The sequence below is a fragment of the Romboutsia lituseburensis genome (assembly GCF_024723825.1).
Taxonomy (GTDB): Bacteria; Bacillota; Clostridia; order Peptostreptococcales; family Peptostreptococcaceae; genus Romboutsia_F; species Romboutsia_F lituseburensis_A.
In genome coordinates this window covers 2270759-2287480 of the sequence record NZ_JANQBQ010000001.1, presented here as the reverse complement: position 1 = coordinate 2287480, position 16722 = coordinate 2270759, and the positions used below count along the sequence as shown (strand labels likewise).

General features: G+C 42.6%; 6 protein-coding genes, 30 tRNA genes and 5 rRNA genes. All 41 read left to right on the top strand.

Annotation, left to right across the window (positions count from 1 at the left end):
• Positions 1-31: 31 nt before the first annotated feature.
• Positions 32-107: transfer RNA gene (locus NWE74_RS11050), tRNA-Ala, on the top strand.
• A 181-nt stretch (positions 108-288) separates the two neighbouring features.
• Positions 289-3190: ribosomal RNA gene (locus NWE74_RS11045) — 23S ribosomal RNA — on the top strand.
• A 125-nt stretch (positions 3191-3315) separates the two neighbouring features.
• Positions 3316-3432 (top strand): 5S ribosomal RNA (rrf, locus tag NWE74_RS11040).
• 3 nt (positions 3433-3435) lie between these two features.
• Positions 3436-3510, top strand: a tRNA-Glu gene (locus NWE74_RS11035).
• 7 nt (positions 3511-3517) lie between these two features.
• Positions 3518-3593: transfer RNA gene (locus NWE74_RS11030), tRNA-Val, on the top strand.
• A 6-nt stretch (positions 3594-3599) separates the two neighbouring features.
• Positions 3600-3676: transfer RNA gene (locus tag NWE74_RS11025), tRNA-Asp, on the top strand.
• A gap of 15 nt (positions 3677-3691) precedes the next feature.
• Positions 3692-3767: transfer RNA gene (locus NWE74_RS11020), tRNA-Asn, on the top strand.
• Between the two features lie 4 nt (positions 3768-3771).
• Positions 3772-3846 (top strand) — tRNA-Thr (locus tag NWE74_RS11015).
• 5 nt (positions 3847-3851) lie between these two features.
• Positions 3852-3936, top strand: a tRNA-Tyr gene (locus tag NWE74_RS11010).
• 12 nt (positions 3937-3948) lie between these two features.
• Positions 3949-4033 (top strand) — tRNA-Leu (locus NWE74_RS11005).
• 16 nt (positions 4034-4049) lie between these two features.
• Positions 4050-4126: transfer RNA gene (locus NWE74_RS11000), tRNA-Arg, on the top strand.
• Between the two features lie 9 nt (positions 4127-4135).
• A tRNA-Gln gene (locus NWE74_RS10995) sits at positions 4136-4211 on the top strand.
• 5 nt (positions 4212-4216) lie between these two features.
• Positions 4217-4292: transfer RNA gene (locus NWE74_RS10990), tRNA-Lys, on the top strand.
• Between the two features lie 5 nt (positions 4293-4297).
• Positions 4298-4386: transfer RNA gene (locus NWE74_RS10985), tRNA-Ser, on the top strand.
• A 14-nt stretch (positions 4387-4400) separates the two neighbouring features.
• Positions 4401-4492: transfer RNA gene (locus tag NWE74_RS10980), tRNA-Ser, on the top strand.
• A gap of 10 nt (positions 4493-4502) precedes the next feature.
• A tRNA-Pro gene (locus NWE74_RS10975) sits at positions 4503-4579 on the top strand.
• 6 nt (positions 4580-4585) lie between these two features.
• Positions 4586-4662 (top strand) — tRNA-Ile (locus NWE74_RS10970).
• Between the two features lie 10 nt (positions 4663-4672).
• Positions 4673-4748, top strand: a tRNA-Trp gene (locus tag NWE74_RS10965).
• A 38-nt stretch (positions 4749-4786) separates the two neighbouring features.
• Positions 4787-4863 (top strand) — tRNA-Pro (locus tag NWE74_RS10960).
• 8 nt (positions 4864-4871) lie between these two features.
• Positions 4872-4948 (top strand) — tRNA-Ile (locus NWE74_RS10955).
• 9 nt (positions 4949-4957) lie between these two features.
• A tRNA-Phe gene (locus tag NWE74_RS10950) sits at positions 4958-5033 on the top strand.
• A gap of 7 nt (positions 5034-5040) precedes the next feature.
• Positions 5041-5117 (top strand) — tRNA-Met (locus NWE74_RS10945).
• Between the two features lie 124 nt (positions 5118-5241).
• Positions 5242-6744 (top strand): 16S ribosomal RNA (locus NWE74_RS10940).
• Between the two features lie 111 nt (positions 6745-6855).
• Positions 6856-6931: transfer RNA gene (locus tag NWE74_RS10935), tRNA-Ala, on the top strand.
• A 181-nt stretch (positions 6932-7112) separates the two neighbouring features.
• Positions 7113-10014 (top strand): 23S ribosomal RNA (locus NWE74_RS10930).
• 128 nt (positions 10015-10142) lie between these two features.
• Positions 10143-10259 (top strand): 5S ribosomal RNA (gene rrf / locus NWE74_RS10925).
• Together the 16S, 23S and 5S rRNA genes with 30 tRNA genes alongside form the textbook arrangement of a ribosomal RNA operon.
• Positions 10260-10264: 5 nt before the next feature.
• Positions 10265-10353, top strand: a tRNA-Leu gene (locus NWE74_RS10920).
• 10 nt (positions 10354-10363) lie between these two features.
• Positions 10364-10439 (top strand) — tRNA-Met (locus NWE74_RS10915).
• Positions 10440-10444: 5 nt separating this feature from the next.
• A tRNA-Glu gene (locus NWE74_RS10910) sits at positions 10445-10519 on the top strand.
• A gap of 9 nt (positions 10520-10528) precedes the next feature.
• A tRNA-Gly gene (locus tag NWE74_RS10905) sits at positions 10529-10602 on the top strand.
• A gap of 12 nt (positions 10603-10614) precedes the next feature.
• A tRNA-Val gene (locus NWE74_RS10900) sits at positions 10615-10690 on the top strand.
• 7 nt (positions 10691-10697) lie between these two features.
• Positions 10698-10774, top strand: a tRNA-Asp gene (locus NWE74_RS10895).
• Between the two features lie 16 nt (positions 10775-10790).
• A tRNA-Asn gene (locus NWE74_RS10890) sits at positions 10791-10866 on the top strand.
• A gap of 8 nt (positions 10867-10874) precedes the next feature.
• Positions 10875-10949, top strand: a tRNA-Gly gene (locus tag NWE74_RS10885).
• An 11-nt stretch (positions 10950-10960) separates the two neighbouring features.
• Positions 10961-11037: transfer RNA gene (locus NWE74_RS10880), tRNA-Arg, on the top strand.
• A 181-nt stretch (positions 11038-11218) separates the two neighbouring features.
• On the top strand, positions 11219-12061 hold the full coding sequence (gene cdaA, locus NWE74_RS10875) for a diadenylate cyclase CdaA (protein WP_258243194.1): 843 nt from the start codon (positions 11219-11221) through the stop codon (positions 12059-12061).
• Positions 12058-13242 (top strand): YbbR-like domain-containing protein, encoded by a 1185-nt coding sequence (locus NWE74_RS10870; protein ID WP_258243193.1) that lies wholly within the window; start codon positions 12058-12060, stop codon positions 13240-13242. Before cdaA ends, NWE74_RS10870 begins: the two co-directional genes overlap by 4 nt.
• Positions 13243-13683: 441 nt before the next feature.
• On the top strand, positions 13684-14586 hold the full coding sequence (gene ptb, locus NWE74_RS10865) for a phosphate butyryltransferase (RefSeq protein WP_258243192.1): 903 nt from the start codon (positions 13684-13686) through the stop codon (positions 14584-14586).
• A 21-nt stretch (positions 14587-14607) separates the two neighbouring features.
• The gene (gene buk / locus NWE74_RS10860) at positions 14608-15702 is read left to right on the top strand and encodes a butyrate kinase (RefSeq protein WP_258243191.1); all 1095 of its coding nucleotides are present in this window, start codon (positions 14608-14610) and stop codon (positions 15700-15702) included.
• A 65-nt stretch (positions 15703-15767) separates the two neighbouring features.
• Complete coding sequence (locus tag NWE74_RS10855; RefSeq protein ID WP_258243190.1) at positions 15768-16445, top strand: ATP-binding protein; 678 nt, start codon at positions 15768-15770, stop codon at positions 16443-16445.
• Between the two features lie 44 nt (positions 16446-16489).
• Positions 16490-16705: a 4Fe-4S binding protein gene (locus tag NWE74_RS10850; protein WP_258243189.1), complete on the top strand. Its 216-nt coding sequence runs from the start codon at positions 16490-16492 to the stop codon at positions 16703-16705.
• Positions 16706-16722 lie beyond the last annotated feature (17 nt).

The following is a 16722-nucleotide window of genomic DNA, read 5'->3' as shown; positions in this document are numbered from 1 at the left end:
TAGTAAAATATCTACTGTCGAAAAATAGTATGGGGGTGTAGCTCAGCTGGGAGAGCACTTGCCTTGCACGCAAGGGGTCAGGAGTTCGATCCTCCTCATCTCCACCATTAGTACTTTAAGCAACGGAATAAGTTGAGCGTATGCGAAAATTATTCGTTGGCGATGTACTTTAGTACTTTGAAAACTGTATAACATTTAGTGATATGACATCATTTTATATATGAAGAAGATAACTTTTAAAAATATCATCGACAAGAAAAGTCTTTAAAATTACAAATTTTAATAACTGGTCAAGTTATTAAGGGTGCAGGGCGGATGCCTTGGCACTAGGAGCCGATGAAGGACGCGATAAGCTGCGATAAGCTTCGGGGAGTTGCACGTAAACTTTGATCCGAAGATTTCCGAATGAGGAAACTCACTTAGAGTAATGTCTAAGTATTGTTAAGTGAATACATAGCTTAATGAGGGGAACCCGGGGAACTGAAACATCTAAGTACCTGGAGGAAAAGAAAGAAATTCGATTCCGTAAGTAGCGGCGAGCGAACGCGGATAAGGCCAAACCAATGAAGTTTTCTTCGTTGGGGTTGCGGACATGCAACATGGATGCACTATCGTAAATGAAGAGAGTTGGAAAGCTCCGCCATAGAAGGTAATAGCCCTGTAATTGAAACGAGAAAGCTACTAGCATGATCCAGAGTACCACGGGACACGTGAAACCCTGTGGGAAGCAGGAGGGACCATCCTCCAAGCCTAAATACTACCTAGTGACCGATAGCGCATAGTACCGTGAGGGAAAGGTGAAAAGAACCCCGGGAGGGGAGTGAAATAGAACCTGAAACCCTGCACTTACAAGCTGTGGGAGCACATTTCTTGTGTGACCGCGTACTTTTTGTAGAACGGGCCAACGAGTTACGTTAAGTAGCAAGGTTAAGCACTTCAGGTGTGGAGCCGTAGCGAAAGCGAGTCTTAAATGGGCGACCTAAGTTACTTGACGTAGACCCGAAACCGGGCGACCTATCCATGAGCAGGTTGAAGCGAAAGTAAAATTTCGTGGAGGACCGAACCCACGAGCGTTGAAAAGCTCGGGGATGACTTGTGGATAGCGGTGAAATTCCAATCGAGCCCGGAGATAGCTGGTTCTCCCCGAAATAGCTTTAGGGCTAGCCTCAAGCGTAGAGAAACGGAGGTAGAGCACTGAATGTCCTAGGGGGTATTGCACTTACCGAAGACTATCAAACTCCGAATGCCGTTTTCTTTTACTTGGGAGTCAGACTGTGGGTGATAAGATTCATAGTCAAGAGGGCAACAGCCCAGATCGTCAGCTAAGGTCCCTAAATGTACGTTAAGTGGTAAAGGATGTGGGATTGCACAGACAACCAGGATGTTGGCTTAGAAGCAGCCACTCATTTAAAGAGTGCGTAATAGCTCACTGGTCGAGTGATCCTGCGCCGAAAATTTCCGGGGCTAAAACGTACTACCGAAGCTACGGCATCATTATGATGGGTAGGGGAGCTTCGTATGCAGGCTGAAGCATGACCGTAAGGACATGTGGACAGTATACGAGTGAGAATGTTGGCATGAGTAGCGAGACGTGGGTGAGAATCCCACGGGCCGTAAACCCAAGGTTTCCAGGGGAAGGTTCGTCCGCCCTGGGTTAGTCGGGACCTAAGCCGAGGCCGAAAGGCGTAGGTGATGGACAACAGGTTGATATTCCTGTACCGCCAATAAGCGTTTGAGAAATGGGATGACACAGTAGGATAAGCTAACCACACTGTTGGTTATGTGTGGCTAAGTACTGAGGCAGTCTAGATAGGCAAATCCGTCTAGATAATGCTGGGGTACGATGGGGAGCGAAATTTAGTAGCGAAGTAGCTGATTTCACACTGTCGAGAAAAGTCTCTATCGAGTTTAAAGGCGCCCGTACCGTAAACCGACACAGGTGGGTGAGGAGAGTATCCTAAGGCCAGCGAGAGAACTATTGTTAAGGAACTCGGCAAAATGACCCCGTAACTTAGGGAGAAGGGGTGCCATCCTTTGGATGGCCGCAGAGAATAGGCCCAAGCGACTGTTTACCAAAAACACAGGTTTCTGCTAAGTCGCAAGACGATGTATAGGAGCTGACGCCTGCCCGGTGCTGGAAGGTTAAGGGGATCTGTCAGGAGCAATCCGAAGCAGTGAACTTAAGCCCCAGTAAACGGCGGCCGTAACTATAACGGTCCTAAGGTAGCGAAATTCCTTGTCGGGTAAGTTCCGACCCGCACGAAAGGCGTAACGATTTGGGCACTGTCTCAACAATAGACTCGGTGAAATTGTAATCCCGGTGAAGATGCCGGGTACCTGCGACAGGACGGAAAGACCCCATGGAGCTTTACTGTAGCTTGACGTTGGGTCTTGGTACTACATGTACAGGATAGGTGGGAGACTATGAAGCATGAACGCCAGTTTGTGTGGAGTCATCCTTGGGATACCACCCTTGTAGTACTGGGATCCTAACCATAGGCCTTGAATCAGGTCTTGGGACACCGTCAGGTGGGCAGTTTGACTGGGGCGGTCGCCTCCTAAAAAGTAACGGAGGCGCTCAAAGGTTTCCTCAGCACGGTCGGAAATCGTGCGAAGAGTGCAAAGGCAAAAGGAAGCTTGATTGCAAGACATACAGGTCGAGCAAGGACGAAAGTCGGACTTAGTGATCCGGTGGTACCGCATGGAAGGGCCATCGCTCAACGGATAAAAGCTACCCTGGGGATAACAGGCTTATCTCCCCCAAGAGTCCACATCGACGGGGAGGTTTGGCACCTCGATGTCGGCTCATCACATCCTGGGGCTGTAGTAGGTCCCAAGGGTTGGGCTGTTCGCCCATTAAAGTGGTACGCGAGCTGGGTTCAGAACGTCGTGAGACAGTTCGGTCCCTATCCGTCGCAGGCGTAGGAAATTTGAGGAGACCTGTCCTTAGTACGAGAGGACCGGGATGGACGTACCTCTGGTGTACCAGTTGTTCTGCCAAGGGCATGGCTGGGTAGCTATGTACGGAATGGATAAGCGCTGAAAGCATCTAAGCGCGAAGCCAACTTCAAGATAAGATTTCCCACCGTAAGGGTAAGACCCCAGGAAGACTACCTGGTTGATAGGTCGAAGGTGTAAGTGCAGTAATGTATTTAGCTTATCGATACTAATAGGTCGAGGACTTGACCAATAAATGATTCAATCTAAATGATATACAGTTTTCAGAGTATTAACTCTAAAAAATAAAAAAATATATTGACAGAAAAAGAAAAAAATGTTAATATAATACTTGTCCGAAAGAGGACAAAAACACAATGTGGTTATTATAGCAAAGAGGATACACCTGTTCCCATTCCGAACACAGAAGTTAAGCTCTTTAGCGCTGATAGTACTTGGGGGGCGACCCCTTGGGAGAGTAAGACGTAGCCGCGTTGAGGCCCATTGGTCAAGCGGTCAAGACACCGCCCTTTCACGGCGGTAACAGGGGTTCGATTCCCCTATGGGTCACCAATATCCCGGGACTATAGCTCAGCTGGGAGAGCACCTGCCTTACAAGCAGGGGGTCACAGGTTCGAGCCCTGTTAGTCCCACCAATACGCGGCCTGGTAGTTCAGCTGGTTAGAATGCCAGCCTGTCACGCTGGAGGTCGAGGGTTCGAGTCCCTTCCAGGTCGCCAATTAAATTAATACGCGGGAATATGGCTCAGTTGGTAGAGCAATTGACTGTTAATCAATGGGTCACAGGTTCGAGTCCTGTTATTCCCGCCAATATGCTAGTGTGGCTCAACGGTAGAGCAGCTGACTTGTAATCAGCAGGTTGTAGGTTCGATTCCTATCACTAGCTCCAAATGTGGAGGATTTCCCGAGCGGCCAAAGGGGGCAGACTGTAAATCTGTTAGCATTGCTTTCGGTGGTTCGAATCCACCATCCTCCACCAAAAATAAAGAATGCGGATGTGGCGGAATTGGCAGACGCACCAGACTTAGGATCTGGCGCTTTACGGCGTGGGGGTTCGACTCCCTTCATCCGCACCACTTTATAAAACAATGTGGGTGCATAGCTCAGCTGGATAGAGCAACGCCCTTCTAAGGCGTGTGTCCGGGGTTCGAATCCCTGTGCGCTCACCACATTTACATAGGGAATTCGCCAAGTCGGTAAGGCATAGCACTTTGACTGCTACATGCGTAGGTTCGAGTCCTGCATTCCCTGCCAAATATGATCCATTAGCTCAGTCGGTAGAGCACCTGACTTTTAATCAGGGTGTCCCGCGTTCGAGTCGCGGATGGATCACCAATTACGGAGAGGTGTCCGAGTGGTTTAAGGAGCTGGTCTTGAAAACCAGTGATGCTTAACGGCACCGTGGGTTCGAATCCCACCCTCTCCGCCATTACTTAAATATTCGGAGAAGTACTCAAGTGGCTCAAGAGGATCCCCTGCTAAGGGATTAGGCTGGGTAAACCGGTGCGAGGGTTCGAATCCCTCCTTCTCCGCCAGTTAAAGTGTCGAGGTGTAGCGCAGTTTGGTAGCGCACCTGGTTTGGGACCAGGGGGCCGGGGGTTCGAGTCCCTTCACCTCGACCAAGAGATGGACCATTAGCTCAGTTGGTTAGAGCGCCCGGCTCATAACCGGTAGGTCTGGGGTTCGAGTCCCTGATGGTCCACCAAAAATTTTATAGGGGTGTAGCTCAGTTGGTAGAGCGTCGGTCTCCAAAACCGTGCGCCGGGGGTTCGAGTCCCTCCACCCCTGCCACTTTTTTATAAAATTCAAATTAGAAGAAATAATTATTTCGAGGTGTAGCGCAGTTTGGTAGCGCACCTGGTTTGGGACCAGGGGGCCGGGGGTTCGAGTCCCTTCACCTCGACCAAGTAATTAGGGCCTATAGCTCAGGTGGTTAGAGCGCACGCCTGATAAGCGTGAGGTCGCTGGTTCGAGTCCAGCTAGGCCCACCAAAAGTATTTGCCCAGATAGCTCAGTCGGTAGAGCAAGGGACTGAAAATCCCTGTGTCGATGGTTCGATTCCATTTCTGGGCACCATTTATGTGGCGGTATAGCTTAGTTGGCTAGAGCGTTCGGTTCATACCCGAAAGGTCACAGGTTCGACTCCTGTTACCGCTACCATATAAGAACTTTGAAAATTAAACAGTAGGTTAATTTATAGAAACAAACATAATTCTTTATAGAATTAAACACAAACAACCAAGCCAGATATTCAGATAATGATTAGCTGAGCAATGGACAACTTTTATTTGAGAGTTTGATCCTGGCTCAGGATGAACGCTGGCGGCGTGCCTAACACATGCAAGTCGAGCGATCTTCTTCGGAAGAGAGCGGCGGACGGGTGAGTAACGCGTGGGTAACCTGCCCTGTACACACGGATAACATACCGAAAGGTATGCTAATACGGGATAACATACTTTTATCGCATGGTAGAAGTATCAAAGCTCCGGCGGTACAGGATGGACCCGCGTCTGATTAGCTAGTTGGTAAGGTAACGGCTTACCAAGGCGACGATCAGTAGCCGACCTGAGAGGGTGATCGGCCACATTGGAACTGAGACACGGTCCAAACTCCTACGGGAGGCAGCAGTGGGGAATATTGCACAATGGGCGAAAGCCTGATGCAGCAACGCCGCGTGAGCGATGAAGGCCTTCGGGTCGTAAAGCTCTGTCCTCAAGGAAGATAATGACGGTACTTGAGGAGGAAGCCCCGGCTAACTACGTGCCAGCAGCCGCGGTAATACGTAGGGGGCTAGCGTTATCCGGAATTACTGGGCGTAAAGGGTGCGTAGGTGGTTTCTTAAGTCAGAAGTGAAAGGCTACGGCTCAACCGTAGTAAGCTTTTGAAACTAAGAGACTTGAGTGCAGGAGAGGAGAGTAGAATTCCTAGTGTAGCGGTGAAATGCGTAGATATTAGGAGGAATACCAGTTGCGAAGGCGGCTCTCTGGACTGTAACTGACACTGAGGCACGAAAGCGTGGGGAGCAAACAGGATTAGATACCCTGGTAGTCCACGCCGTAAACGATGAGTACTAGCTGTCGGGGGTTACCCCCCTCGGTGGCGCAGCTAACGCATTAAGTACTCCGCCTGGGAAGTACGCTCGCAAGAGTGAAACTCAAAGGAATTGACGGGGACCCGCACAAGTAGCGGAGCATGTGGTTTAATTCGAAGCAACGCGAAGAACCTTACCTAAGCTTGACATCCTTTTGACCTCTCCCTAATCGGAGATTTCCCTTCGGGGACAGAAGTGACAGGTGGTGCATGGTTGTCGTCAGCTCGTGTCGTGAGATGTTGGGTTAAGTCCCGCAACGAGCGCAACCCTTGCCTTTAGTTGCCAGCATTAAGTTGGGCACTCTAGAGGGACTGCCAGGGATAACCTGGAGGAAGGTGGGGATGACGTCAAATCATCATGCCCCTTATGCTTAGGGCTACACACGTGCTACAATGGGTGGTACAGAGGGCGGCCAAGTCGTGAGGCGGAGCTAATCCCTTAAAGCCATTCTCAGTTCGGATTGTAGGCTGAAACTCGCCTACATGAAGCTGGAGTTACTAGTAATCGCAGATCAGAATGCTGCGGTGAATGCGTTCCCGGGTCTTGTACACACCGCCCGTCACACCACGGGAGTTGGAGGCGCCCGAAGCCGGATAGCTAACCTTTTGGAAGCGTCCGTCGAAGGTGAAGCCAATAACTGGGGTGAAGTCGTAACAAGGTAGCCGTATCGGAAGGTGCGGCTGGATCACCTCCTTTCTAAGGAGAATTGCCTACTGTTTAATTTTGAGAGTTTTTATAAAAAAATAAAAATTCTTATTGACAAAAAATGACTTAGATAGTAAAATATCTACTGTCGAAAAATAGTATGGGGGTGTAGCTCAGCTGGGAGAGCACTTGCCTTGCACGCAAGGGGTCAGGAGTTCGATCCTCCTCATCTCCACCATTAGTACTTTAAGCAACGGAATAAGTTGAGCGTATGCGAAAATTATTCGTTGGCGATGTACTTTAGTACTTTGAAAACTGTATAACATTTAGTGATATGACATCATTTTATATATGAAGAAGATAACTTTTAAAAATATCATCGACAAGAAAAGTCTTTAAAATTACAAATTTTAATAACTGGTCAAGTTATTAAGGGTGCAGGGCGGATGCCTTGGCACTAGGAGCCGATGAAGGACGCGATAAGCTGCGATAAGCTTCGGGGAGTTGCACGTAAACTTTGATCCGAAGATTTCCGAATGAGGAAACTCACTTAGAGTAATGTCTAAGTATTGTTAAGTGAATACATAGCTTAATGAGGGGAACCCGGGGAACTGAAACATCTAAGTACCTGGAGGAAAAGAAAGAAATTCGATTCCGTAAGTAGCGGCGAGCGAACGCGGATAAGGCCAAACCAATGAAGTTTTCTTCGTTGGGGTTGCGGACATGCAACATGGATGCACTATCGTAAATGAAGAGAGTTGGAAAGCTCCGCCATAGAAGGTAATAGCCCTGTAATTGAAACGAGAAAGCTACTAGCATGATCCAGAGTACCACGGGACACGTGAAACCCTGTGGGAAGCAGGAGGGACCATCCTCCAAGCCTAAATACTACCTAGTGACCGATAGCGCATAGTACCGTGAGGGAAAGGTGAAAAGAACCCCGGGAGGGGAGTGAAATAGAACCTGAAACCCTGCACTTACAAGCTGTGGGAGCACATTTCTTGTGTGACCGCGTACTTTTTGTAGAACGGGCCAACGAGTTACGTTAAGTAGCAAGGTTAAGCACTTCAGGTGTGGAGCCGTAGCGAAAGCGAGTCTTAAATGGGCGACCTAAGTTACTTGACGTAGACCCGAAACCGGGCGACCTATCCATGAGCAGGTTGAAGCGAAAGTAAAATTTCGTGGAGGACCGAACCCACGAGCGTTGAAAAGCTCGGGGATGACTTGTGGATAGCGGTGAAATTCCAATCGAGCCCGGAGATAGCTGGTTCTCCCCGAAATAGCTTTAGGGCTAGCCTCAAGCGTAGAGAAACGGAGGTAGAGCACTGAATGTCCTAGGGGGTATTGCACTTACCGAAGACTATCAAACTCCGAATGCCGTTTTCTTTTACTTGGGAGTCAGACTGTGGGTGATAAGATTCATAGTCAAGAGGGCAACAGCCCAGATCGTCAGCTAAGGTCCCTAAATGTACGTTAAGTGGTAAAGGATGTGGGATTGCACAGACAACCAGGATGTTGGCTTAGAAGCAGCCACTCATTTAAAGAGTGCGTAATAGCTCACTGGTCGAGTGATCCTGCGCCGAAAATTTCCGGGGCTAAAACGTACTACCGAAGCTACGGCATCATTATGATGGGTAGGGGAGCTTCGTATGCAGGCTGAAGCATGACCGTAAGGACATGTGGACAGTATACGAGTGAGAATGTTGGCATGAGTAGCGAGACGTGGGTGAGAATCCCACGGGCCGTAAACCCAAGGTTTCCAGGGGAAGGTTCGTCCGCCCTGGGTTAGTCGGGACCTAAGCCGAGGCCGAAAGGCGTAGGTGATGGACAACAGGTTGATATTCCTGTACCGCCAATAAGCGTTTGAGAAATGGGATGACACAGTAGGATAAGCTAACCACACTGTTGGTTATGTGTGGCTAAGTACTGAGGCAGTCTAGATAGGCAAATCCGTCTAGATAATGCTGGGGTACGATGGGGAGCGAAATTTAGTAGCGAAGTAGCTGATTTCACACTGTCGAGAAAAGTCTCTATCGAGTTTAAAGGCGCCCGTACCGTAAACCGACACAGGTGGGTGAGGAGAGTATCCTAAGGCCAGCGAGAGAACTATTGTTAAGGAACTCGGCAAAATGACCCCGTAACTTAGGGAGAAGGGGTGCCATCCTTTGGATGGCCGCAGAGAATAGGCCCAAGCGACTGTTTACCAAAAACACAGGTTTCTGCTAAGTCGCAAGACGATGTATAGGAGCTGACGCCTGCCCGGTGCTGGAAGGTTAAGGGGATCTGTCAGGAGCAATCCGAAGCAGTGAACTTAAGCCCCAGTAAACGGCGGCCGTAACTATAACGGTCCTAAGGTAGCGAAATTCCTTGTCGGGTAAGTTCCGACCCGCACGAAAGGCGTAACGATTTGGGCACTGTCTCAACAATAGACTCGGTGAAATTGTAATCCCGGTGAAGATGCCGGGTACCTGCGACAGGACGGAAAGACCCCATGGAGCTTTACTGTAGCTTGACGTTGGGTCTTGGTACTACATGTACAGGATAGGTGGGAGACTATGAAGCATGAACGCCAGTTTGTGTGGAGTCATCCTTGGGATACCACCCTTGTAGTACTGGGATCCTAACCATAGGCCTTGAATCAGGTCTTGGGACACCGTCAGGTGGGCAGTTTGACTGGGGCGGTCGCCTCCTAAAAAGTAACGGAGGCGCTCAAAGGTTTCCTCAGCACGGTCGGAAATCGTGCGAAGAGTGCAAAGGCAAAAGGAAGCTTGATTGCAAGACATACAGGTCGAGCAAGGACGAAAGTCGGACTTAGTGATCCGGTGGTACCGCATGGAAGGGCCATCGCTCAACGGATAAAAGCTACCCTGGGGATAACAGGCTTATCTCCCCCAAGAGTCCACATCGACGGGGAGGTTTGGCACCTCGATGTCGGCTCATCACATCCTGGGGCTGTAGTAGGTCCCAAGGGTTGGGCTGTTCGCCCATTAAAGTGGTACGCGAGCTGGGTTCAGAACGTCGTGAGACAGTTCGGTCCCTATCCGTCGCAGGCGTAGGAAATTTGAGGAGACCTGTCCTTAGTACGAGAGGACCGGGATGGACGTACCTCTGGTGTACCAGTTGTTCTGCCAAGGGCATGGCTGGGTAGCTATGTACGGAATGGATAAGCGCTGAAAGCATCTAAGCGCGAAGCCAACTTCAAGATAAGATTTCCCACCGTAAGGGTAAGACCCCAGGAAGACTACCTGGTTGATAGGTCGAAGGTGTAAGTGCAGTAATGTATTTAGCTTATCGATACTAATAGGTCGAGGACTTGACCAACAAAATGATTCATTCTAAATGATATACAGTTTTCAAAGTATTAATAAAAAACTTTGAAAAAAGCATTGACATTTTAAATTGAAAATGTTAATATAATACTTGTCCTAAGGGACAACAACTTAAAATTATGTGGTTATTATAGCAAAGAGGATACACCTGTTCCCATTCCGAACACAGAAGTTAAGCTCTTTAGCGCTGATGGTACTTGGGGGGCGACCCCCTGGGAGAGTAAGACGTAGCCACGTAATGTGCCGAAGTGGCGGAACTGGCAGACGCACAGGACTTAAAATCCTGCGGGACTTACCTCTCGTACCGGTTCGATTCCGGTCTTCGGCACCATTAACACCATCGCGGGGTGGAGCAGTTGGCAGCTCGTTGGGCTCATAACCCAAAGGTCGCAGGTTCGAGTCCTGCCTCCGCAACCATTTATGGCCCATTGGTCAAGCGGTCAAGACACCGCCCTTTCACGGCGGTAACAGGGGTTCGATTCCCCTATGGGTCACCAATTAAATATGCGGGTGTAGCTCAATGGTAGAGTTCCGGCCTTCCAAGCCGGCTGTGAGGGTTCGATCCCCTTCACCCGCTCCAGATTAAATTTATGGGACTATAGCTCAGCTGGGAGAGCACCTGCCTTACAAGCAGGGGGTCACAGGTTCGAGCCCTGTTAGTCCCACCATATATGCGGCCTGGTAGTTCAGCTGGTTAGAATGCCAGCCTGTCACGCTGGAGGTCGAGGGTTCGAGTCCCTTCCAGGTCGCCAACTTAATTAAATATGCGGGAATATGGCTCAGTTGGTAGAGCAATTGACTGTTAATCAATGGGTCACAGGTTCGAGTCCTGTTATTCCCGCCATTGTATCTGCGGGAATAGTTCAGTGGTAGAGCGCAACCTTGCCAAGGTTGAAGTCGCGAGTTCGAATCTCGTTTCCCGCTCCATAATAAAATATGGGTGCATAGCTCAGCTGGATAGAGCAACGCCCTTCTAAGGCGTGTGTCCGGGGTTCGAATCCCTGTGCGCTCACCAATAAAGAAAGTTTCACTTTAGTGAAACTTTTTTTTTATAGATATAAATAACATTAACTCTATAGACTAAACTATTAACTAATTGTAAATAATTTGTATATAGTTAGATTTATATAGTATAATACATAGTGTAAAAGATTAAAATGTTTATTTAGGAAGTTTTCAAACAGGAGGATAAAACTGTGTTGGATATAAATTCTTTTTTCAGTGGTTTTGTGGATATAATTTCAAGAATAACTATAAATGATGTAGTTGATATATCCATAGTAGCATATATTTTTTATAAAATATTTATGTTTATAAAAGATACGAGAGCAGAACAAGTTTTAAAGGGGATATTATTCTTGTTAGTAGCAACTCAATTAAGCGAAACATTTAAATTACATACTCTTTATTGGATATTAGTTAAGAGTTTAGAAATTGGTGTTTTAGCAGCTGTAATAATATTTCAACCAGAACTTAGAGCAGGTCTAGAGCATATAGGGAGAGCCAAATTTAATTTTTTTGGGAAAAATGGACCGAGTGTTTCAGAAGATTCACTTAATAATACAATAGAAGAGATAGTAGAAGCATTATATTCTTTATCAAGACAGAAGATTGGTGCACTTATTATAATGGAAAGACAAACTAAAATAGGTGAAATAATAAATACTGGTACAAGCATAGATGGACAAGTATCTAGACAATTATTAATTAATATATTTATTCCAAATACTCCGTTGCATGATGGTGCAGTAGTAGTTAGAGATTCTCAAGTAAAAGCAGCAGCATGCTTTTTACCATTGACAGAAAGTAAGGATTTAAGTAAAGATTTAGGTACAAGGCATAGGGCAGCAATAGGTGTTAGTGAGGTTTCGGATTGTATATCGCTTATAGTTTCAGAAGAAACTGGAGATGTATCTATAGCTAAAGCAGGGAAGCTATACAGAAATATTTCTAAAGATAGAATGACAAATATACTAAGAAGCAATTTGAAATCAAAATCAGAAGAGAAAAGCTTTTTTAAAGGTGGTATATTCAGATGATAGAGAAATTTAAAACTAATACAAAAATAAAATTAATATCCCTGTTGAGTGCATTAGTGTTATGGTTATATGTTATGGCAGTAGTTGACCCAGAAGAGACAAAACTATTTGAAGGGATGCCAGTAACTATAAGTAACATGGATGAACTAAGAGATAAAGATCTTGTAATTTATCCTAAAATGGATCTTACTACAGATATATCTGTATCTGGTAAACTATCTAAACTACAAAAGGTTAATAAAGATAACATACATATTTATGGTCAAATAAATAATCCTATGGAGGGAAGTAATGATATTTATCTAAGAGCTAATACTCCAGGACAAGTAACTCATGAGATTAGAAATAATATTCTTATAGTTAATCTAGAAAAAATAGTAAGTGAGCAAAAACCGATTGATATACAAGCAGAAGGTAAACATAAGTTAAATGTAGCTAGAGCAACTGTTGATAAAGGTATAGATAGTATAGGAGTTTCAGGTCCTAGAAGCCAAGTTAAATTGGTAGATAAAATTGTTGGAGTAGTTGATGTAGGGTCAAACACAAATGACTTTACTGCTCAAATAAGACTATTTCCAGTAGACAAGGATGGAAATGAAGTAAAAGATGTTGAACTAGAAAAATCATCAGTAACAGTAAATGTAGAATTGTTAAAAGAAAAAACTGTACCTATACAAATTAAATTCACACAAGATAGTAATCCAGATATAAAACTAAAAGATTATACATTGAGTCAAGAAAATATAGTTATAAAAGGTAAAAAAGATGATGTAGATAAAATTGAGTATATAGAAACAGAGCCATTGAATATAAATGATATTGCTAATAGCACATCAAAGGATTTTGGATTAAATATACCTGATGGAATAAGTACAGATACAAAATATATAACTATTAAACTCAAAACAGTAAAAACAATTAAAGAATCCTTTGTTTATACAAAGCCTGAAATTCAAATAAGAAATAAAACAGAAAATACTAATATATCTAATATAGAGATACCAGATAATATAAATGTAAATATAGAGTACTTAGAAAATATCGGTACTATAATAAAAGAAGATATAGTCTTATATATAGATATGTCACAAGATATTAGTGAAAATCAAAAATATGATATAAAGTATGAAACAAAGTCTGATATAAAAAATGTGGTTATAGCTCCAGATAAAACACTATAATTTTATAAAATAAACTAAAATAAGGTGCAATGAAAATTATCATTTAAGGTAAAAAAAATGATGTTTTTGTTGCATCTTATTTATTTTAGTAATACTATAAAAGTGAAGAGACATTATAAGGCAATAATCTGAAAAATTAAAAAACTTAAAATAGACTAGGAAAACGTTGCTAAAAAATGTATAATTTAAATATAAAAAACAACTTAAATTAAAAAAGTTAATAAATATTAAAATTTTTTATGCATACAGTATTCAAAATAATCATCATTTAGTCATACATCACAGGTTATATAATATATTTTAAATAGTAAATTTTTTTGCTAAATATAAAATATAGAGTTGATATTTATAGCAAAGTATAAATAGCTTAAAAGGGGTCAAGCTATTTAACTAGATAAGTAAAGTGAGATTTTCACTAGATATAAAAAGAGGTGGGAGTAGATGAGAAACTTTGAAGAAGTAGTAAAGTTTGCAAGAGAAAGAGGTCCTAAAACTATATCCGTAGCATGTTGTCATGATAAAGAAGTTTTAATGGCTGTAGAAATGGCAAGAAAAGAGAAGATAGCTAATGCTATTTTGATAGGCGATATAGAAAAGACAAGAGAGATAGCAAGTAGCATAAATATAGATTTAGATAACTATGAATTAATAGACATAAAAGACTTATCAGAAGCATCTCTAAAAGCAGTTGAATTGGTATCACAAGGTAAATCAGATATGGTTATGAAAGGGTTAGTAGATACATCAATAATCCTAAAAGCTGTATTAAATAAAGAAGTAGGTTTAAGAACTGGAAATGTTTTAAGCCATGTTGCAGTATTTGATGTTGAAGGATATGATAGATTATTCTTTATAACAGATGCAGCTATGAACTTATCTCCAGATGTGAATATTAAAAAACAAATTATAGAAAATGCATGCACAGTAGCACATTCATTAGATATAGACACTCCAAAAGTAGCTGCATTATGTGCTAAAGAAAAAGTAAATCCTAAAATGCAAGATACAATAGATGCAAAAGAATTAGAAGAAATGTGTGAAAGAGGCGAAATCAAAGGATGCATAGTTGGTGGACCATTCGCACTAGACAATGCTGTATCATTAGAAGCTGCAAATCATAAAGGCATAAATCATCCAGTAGCAGGCAAAGCAGATATATTATTAGCTCCAGACATAGAAGCTGGAAATATATTATATAAATCTTTAGTATTTTTCTCAAAATCAAAAAATGCAGGTGTTATAGTAGGGGCTAAAGCACCAATTATATTAACTTCAAGGGCTGACAACGAAGAAACTAAGTTAAATTCAATAGCTTTAGGCGTATTAATGGCAGCTAAAGCTTAATATATTAGGGGGTATAGCCACATGAATAATGTATTTAAAATACTGACAATAAATCCAGGATCAACGTCAACTAAGATAGCTGTATTTGACAATGAAGATTTAGTATTTGAAAAAACTTTAAGACATTCTTCAGAAGAAATAGGCCAATATGAAAAAATATCAGATCAATTTGAATTTAGAAAAACAGTAATAGAAGAAGCTTTAGCGGAAGGTGGAGTGAAAACTTCAGACTTAGATGCTGTAGTAGGTAGAGGTGGACTTTTAAAGCCTATAAAAGGTGGAACTTATTCAGTAAATGAAGCTATGATAGAGGATTTAAAGGTTGGGGTGCTAGGTGAACATGCATCAAATTTAGGTGGAATTATAGCTAAACAAATAGGTGATGAAGTTAATATACCATCATACATAGTAGATCCAGTTGTTGTAGATGAAATGAACGATGTAGCAAGGGTATCAGGTATACCAGAAATAGATAGAAAGAGTATATTCCATGCTCTTAATCAGAAAGCTACAGCAAGAAGAGCAGCAAAAGAATTAGAAAAAGAATATAGTGAATGTAACTTTATAGTAGCTCATATGGGTGGAGGAATATCTGTAGGGGCTCATGAAAAAGGTAGAGTTATAGATGTAGCTAATGCACTTGATGGTGAAGGACCATTTTCTCCAGAGAGAAGTGGTGGTTTACCAGTAGGTGATTTAGTAAAAATGTGCTTTAGTGGAAAATATACTTTAGATCAAATTAAAAAGAGAATTAAAGGTAATGGTGGTCTAGTAGGATATTTAAACACTAATGATGGTAGAGAAGTTGAAGAAAGAATATCTAAAGGCGATGAAAAAGCTAAACTAGTTTATGAAGCTATGGCCTATCAAGTAAGTAAGGAAATAGGGGCATGTGCATCAGTTCTTAAAGGCAATGTAGATTTAGTGCTTTTAACTGGTGGAATTGCTTACTCTAAATTATTTACAAACATGATAGAAGATAGAGTTAAGTATATATCTGAAGTTAAAATTTATCCTGGTGAAGATGAAATGATAGCATTAGCACAAGGAGGGCTAAGAGTTTTAACTAAAGAAGAGGAACCACAAGTTTATGGATTGGCTATAGAGTGTATGTAATATTAAAAATACTATACTAACAAATAACATATATAAATGATTATATGACTTAATGGGTGAGATGAATGATAATTAATGATAAAAGAATAAGAATCATAATAGGACATTATGGAAGTGGAAAAAGTGAATTTGCAATTAACTATGTAACTAAGTTAAGAAAAGAAGTAAAAGGAAAAGTTGCTTTAGCAGACTTAGATGTAGTGAATGTTTATTTTAGAACTAGAGAGAAAAAAGACTTATTAAAATCTTTAGATATACTTCCAATAGATAGTTCAATAGATGCACCAACTTTAGATTTACCCGCAGTATCAGCTCAAGTAGCAACTCCAATGAATGATGAATCTTATGACTATGTTATAGATGTTGGAGGAGATAATGTAGGTGCTAGAGTGGTAGGAAGATTTAATCATTTAATAAAAGAAAATGATTATGATATGTTTTGTGTAGTAAATGCAAATAGAGAGCAAACTCAGACTGCTGACAAGGTCATTGATCATATAAGAGCAATAGAAAAGTCTTCAGGTTTAAAAGTAACAGGACTTATAAACAATACCCATCTTATCAGATCTACTACTGTAGAAGATGTATTAAGAGGGCAAAAACTAGTACAGGAAGTATCAAAATTATGTAATATACCAGTTAAGTATGTTGCATGTTTAGAAAATCTTGTACCTGAATTACCTAAAGACTTAGAAGGGGAGATATTCCCAATACAGCTTTATATGAGAGAAGCTTGGATGTAATTTGAGCTCAAATATATAGAAAGATTTTAAGGGGGCATAGGAAAATGGCTAAAGGAACAGTATCTTTTAATCAAGACCTTTGTAAAGGTTGTGGATTATGTGTAGAAGCATGTCCAGTGAAAATTGTAGCAATGGACAATACTCATATCAATAAGAAGGGCTACAATCCAGCAACAGTTGTTGATATGGATAAGTGTATAGGATGTACAAACTGTGCTACTATGTGTCCAGACTCTGTTATAACAGTAGAGAGAGACTAATTAAAAATTAAGGGGGA

What these genes read in the sequence shown, in the direction of transcription:
- NWE74_RS10870 (WP_258243193.1), top strand. Translation starts at nt 12,058, where the DNA reads ATGATAGAGAAATTTAAAACTAATACAAAAATAAAATTAATATCCCTG.
- ptb (WP_258243192.1), top strand. Translation starts at nt 13,684, where the DNA reads ATGAGAAACTTTGAAGAAGTAGTAAAGTTTGCAAGAGAAAGAGGTCCT.
- buk (WP_258243191.1), top strand. Translation starts at nt 14,608, where the DNA reads ATGAATAATGTATTTAAAATACTGACAATAAATCCAGGATCAACGTCA.
- NWE74_RS10855 (WP_258243190.1), top strand. Translation starts at nt 15,768, where the DNA reads ATGATAATTAATGATAAAAGAATAAGAATCATAATAGGACATTATGGA.
- NWE74_RS10850 (WP_258243189.1), top strand. Translation starts at nt 16,490, where the DNA reads ATGGCTAAAGGAACAGTATCTTTTAATCAAGACCTTTGTAAAGGTTGT.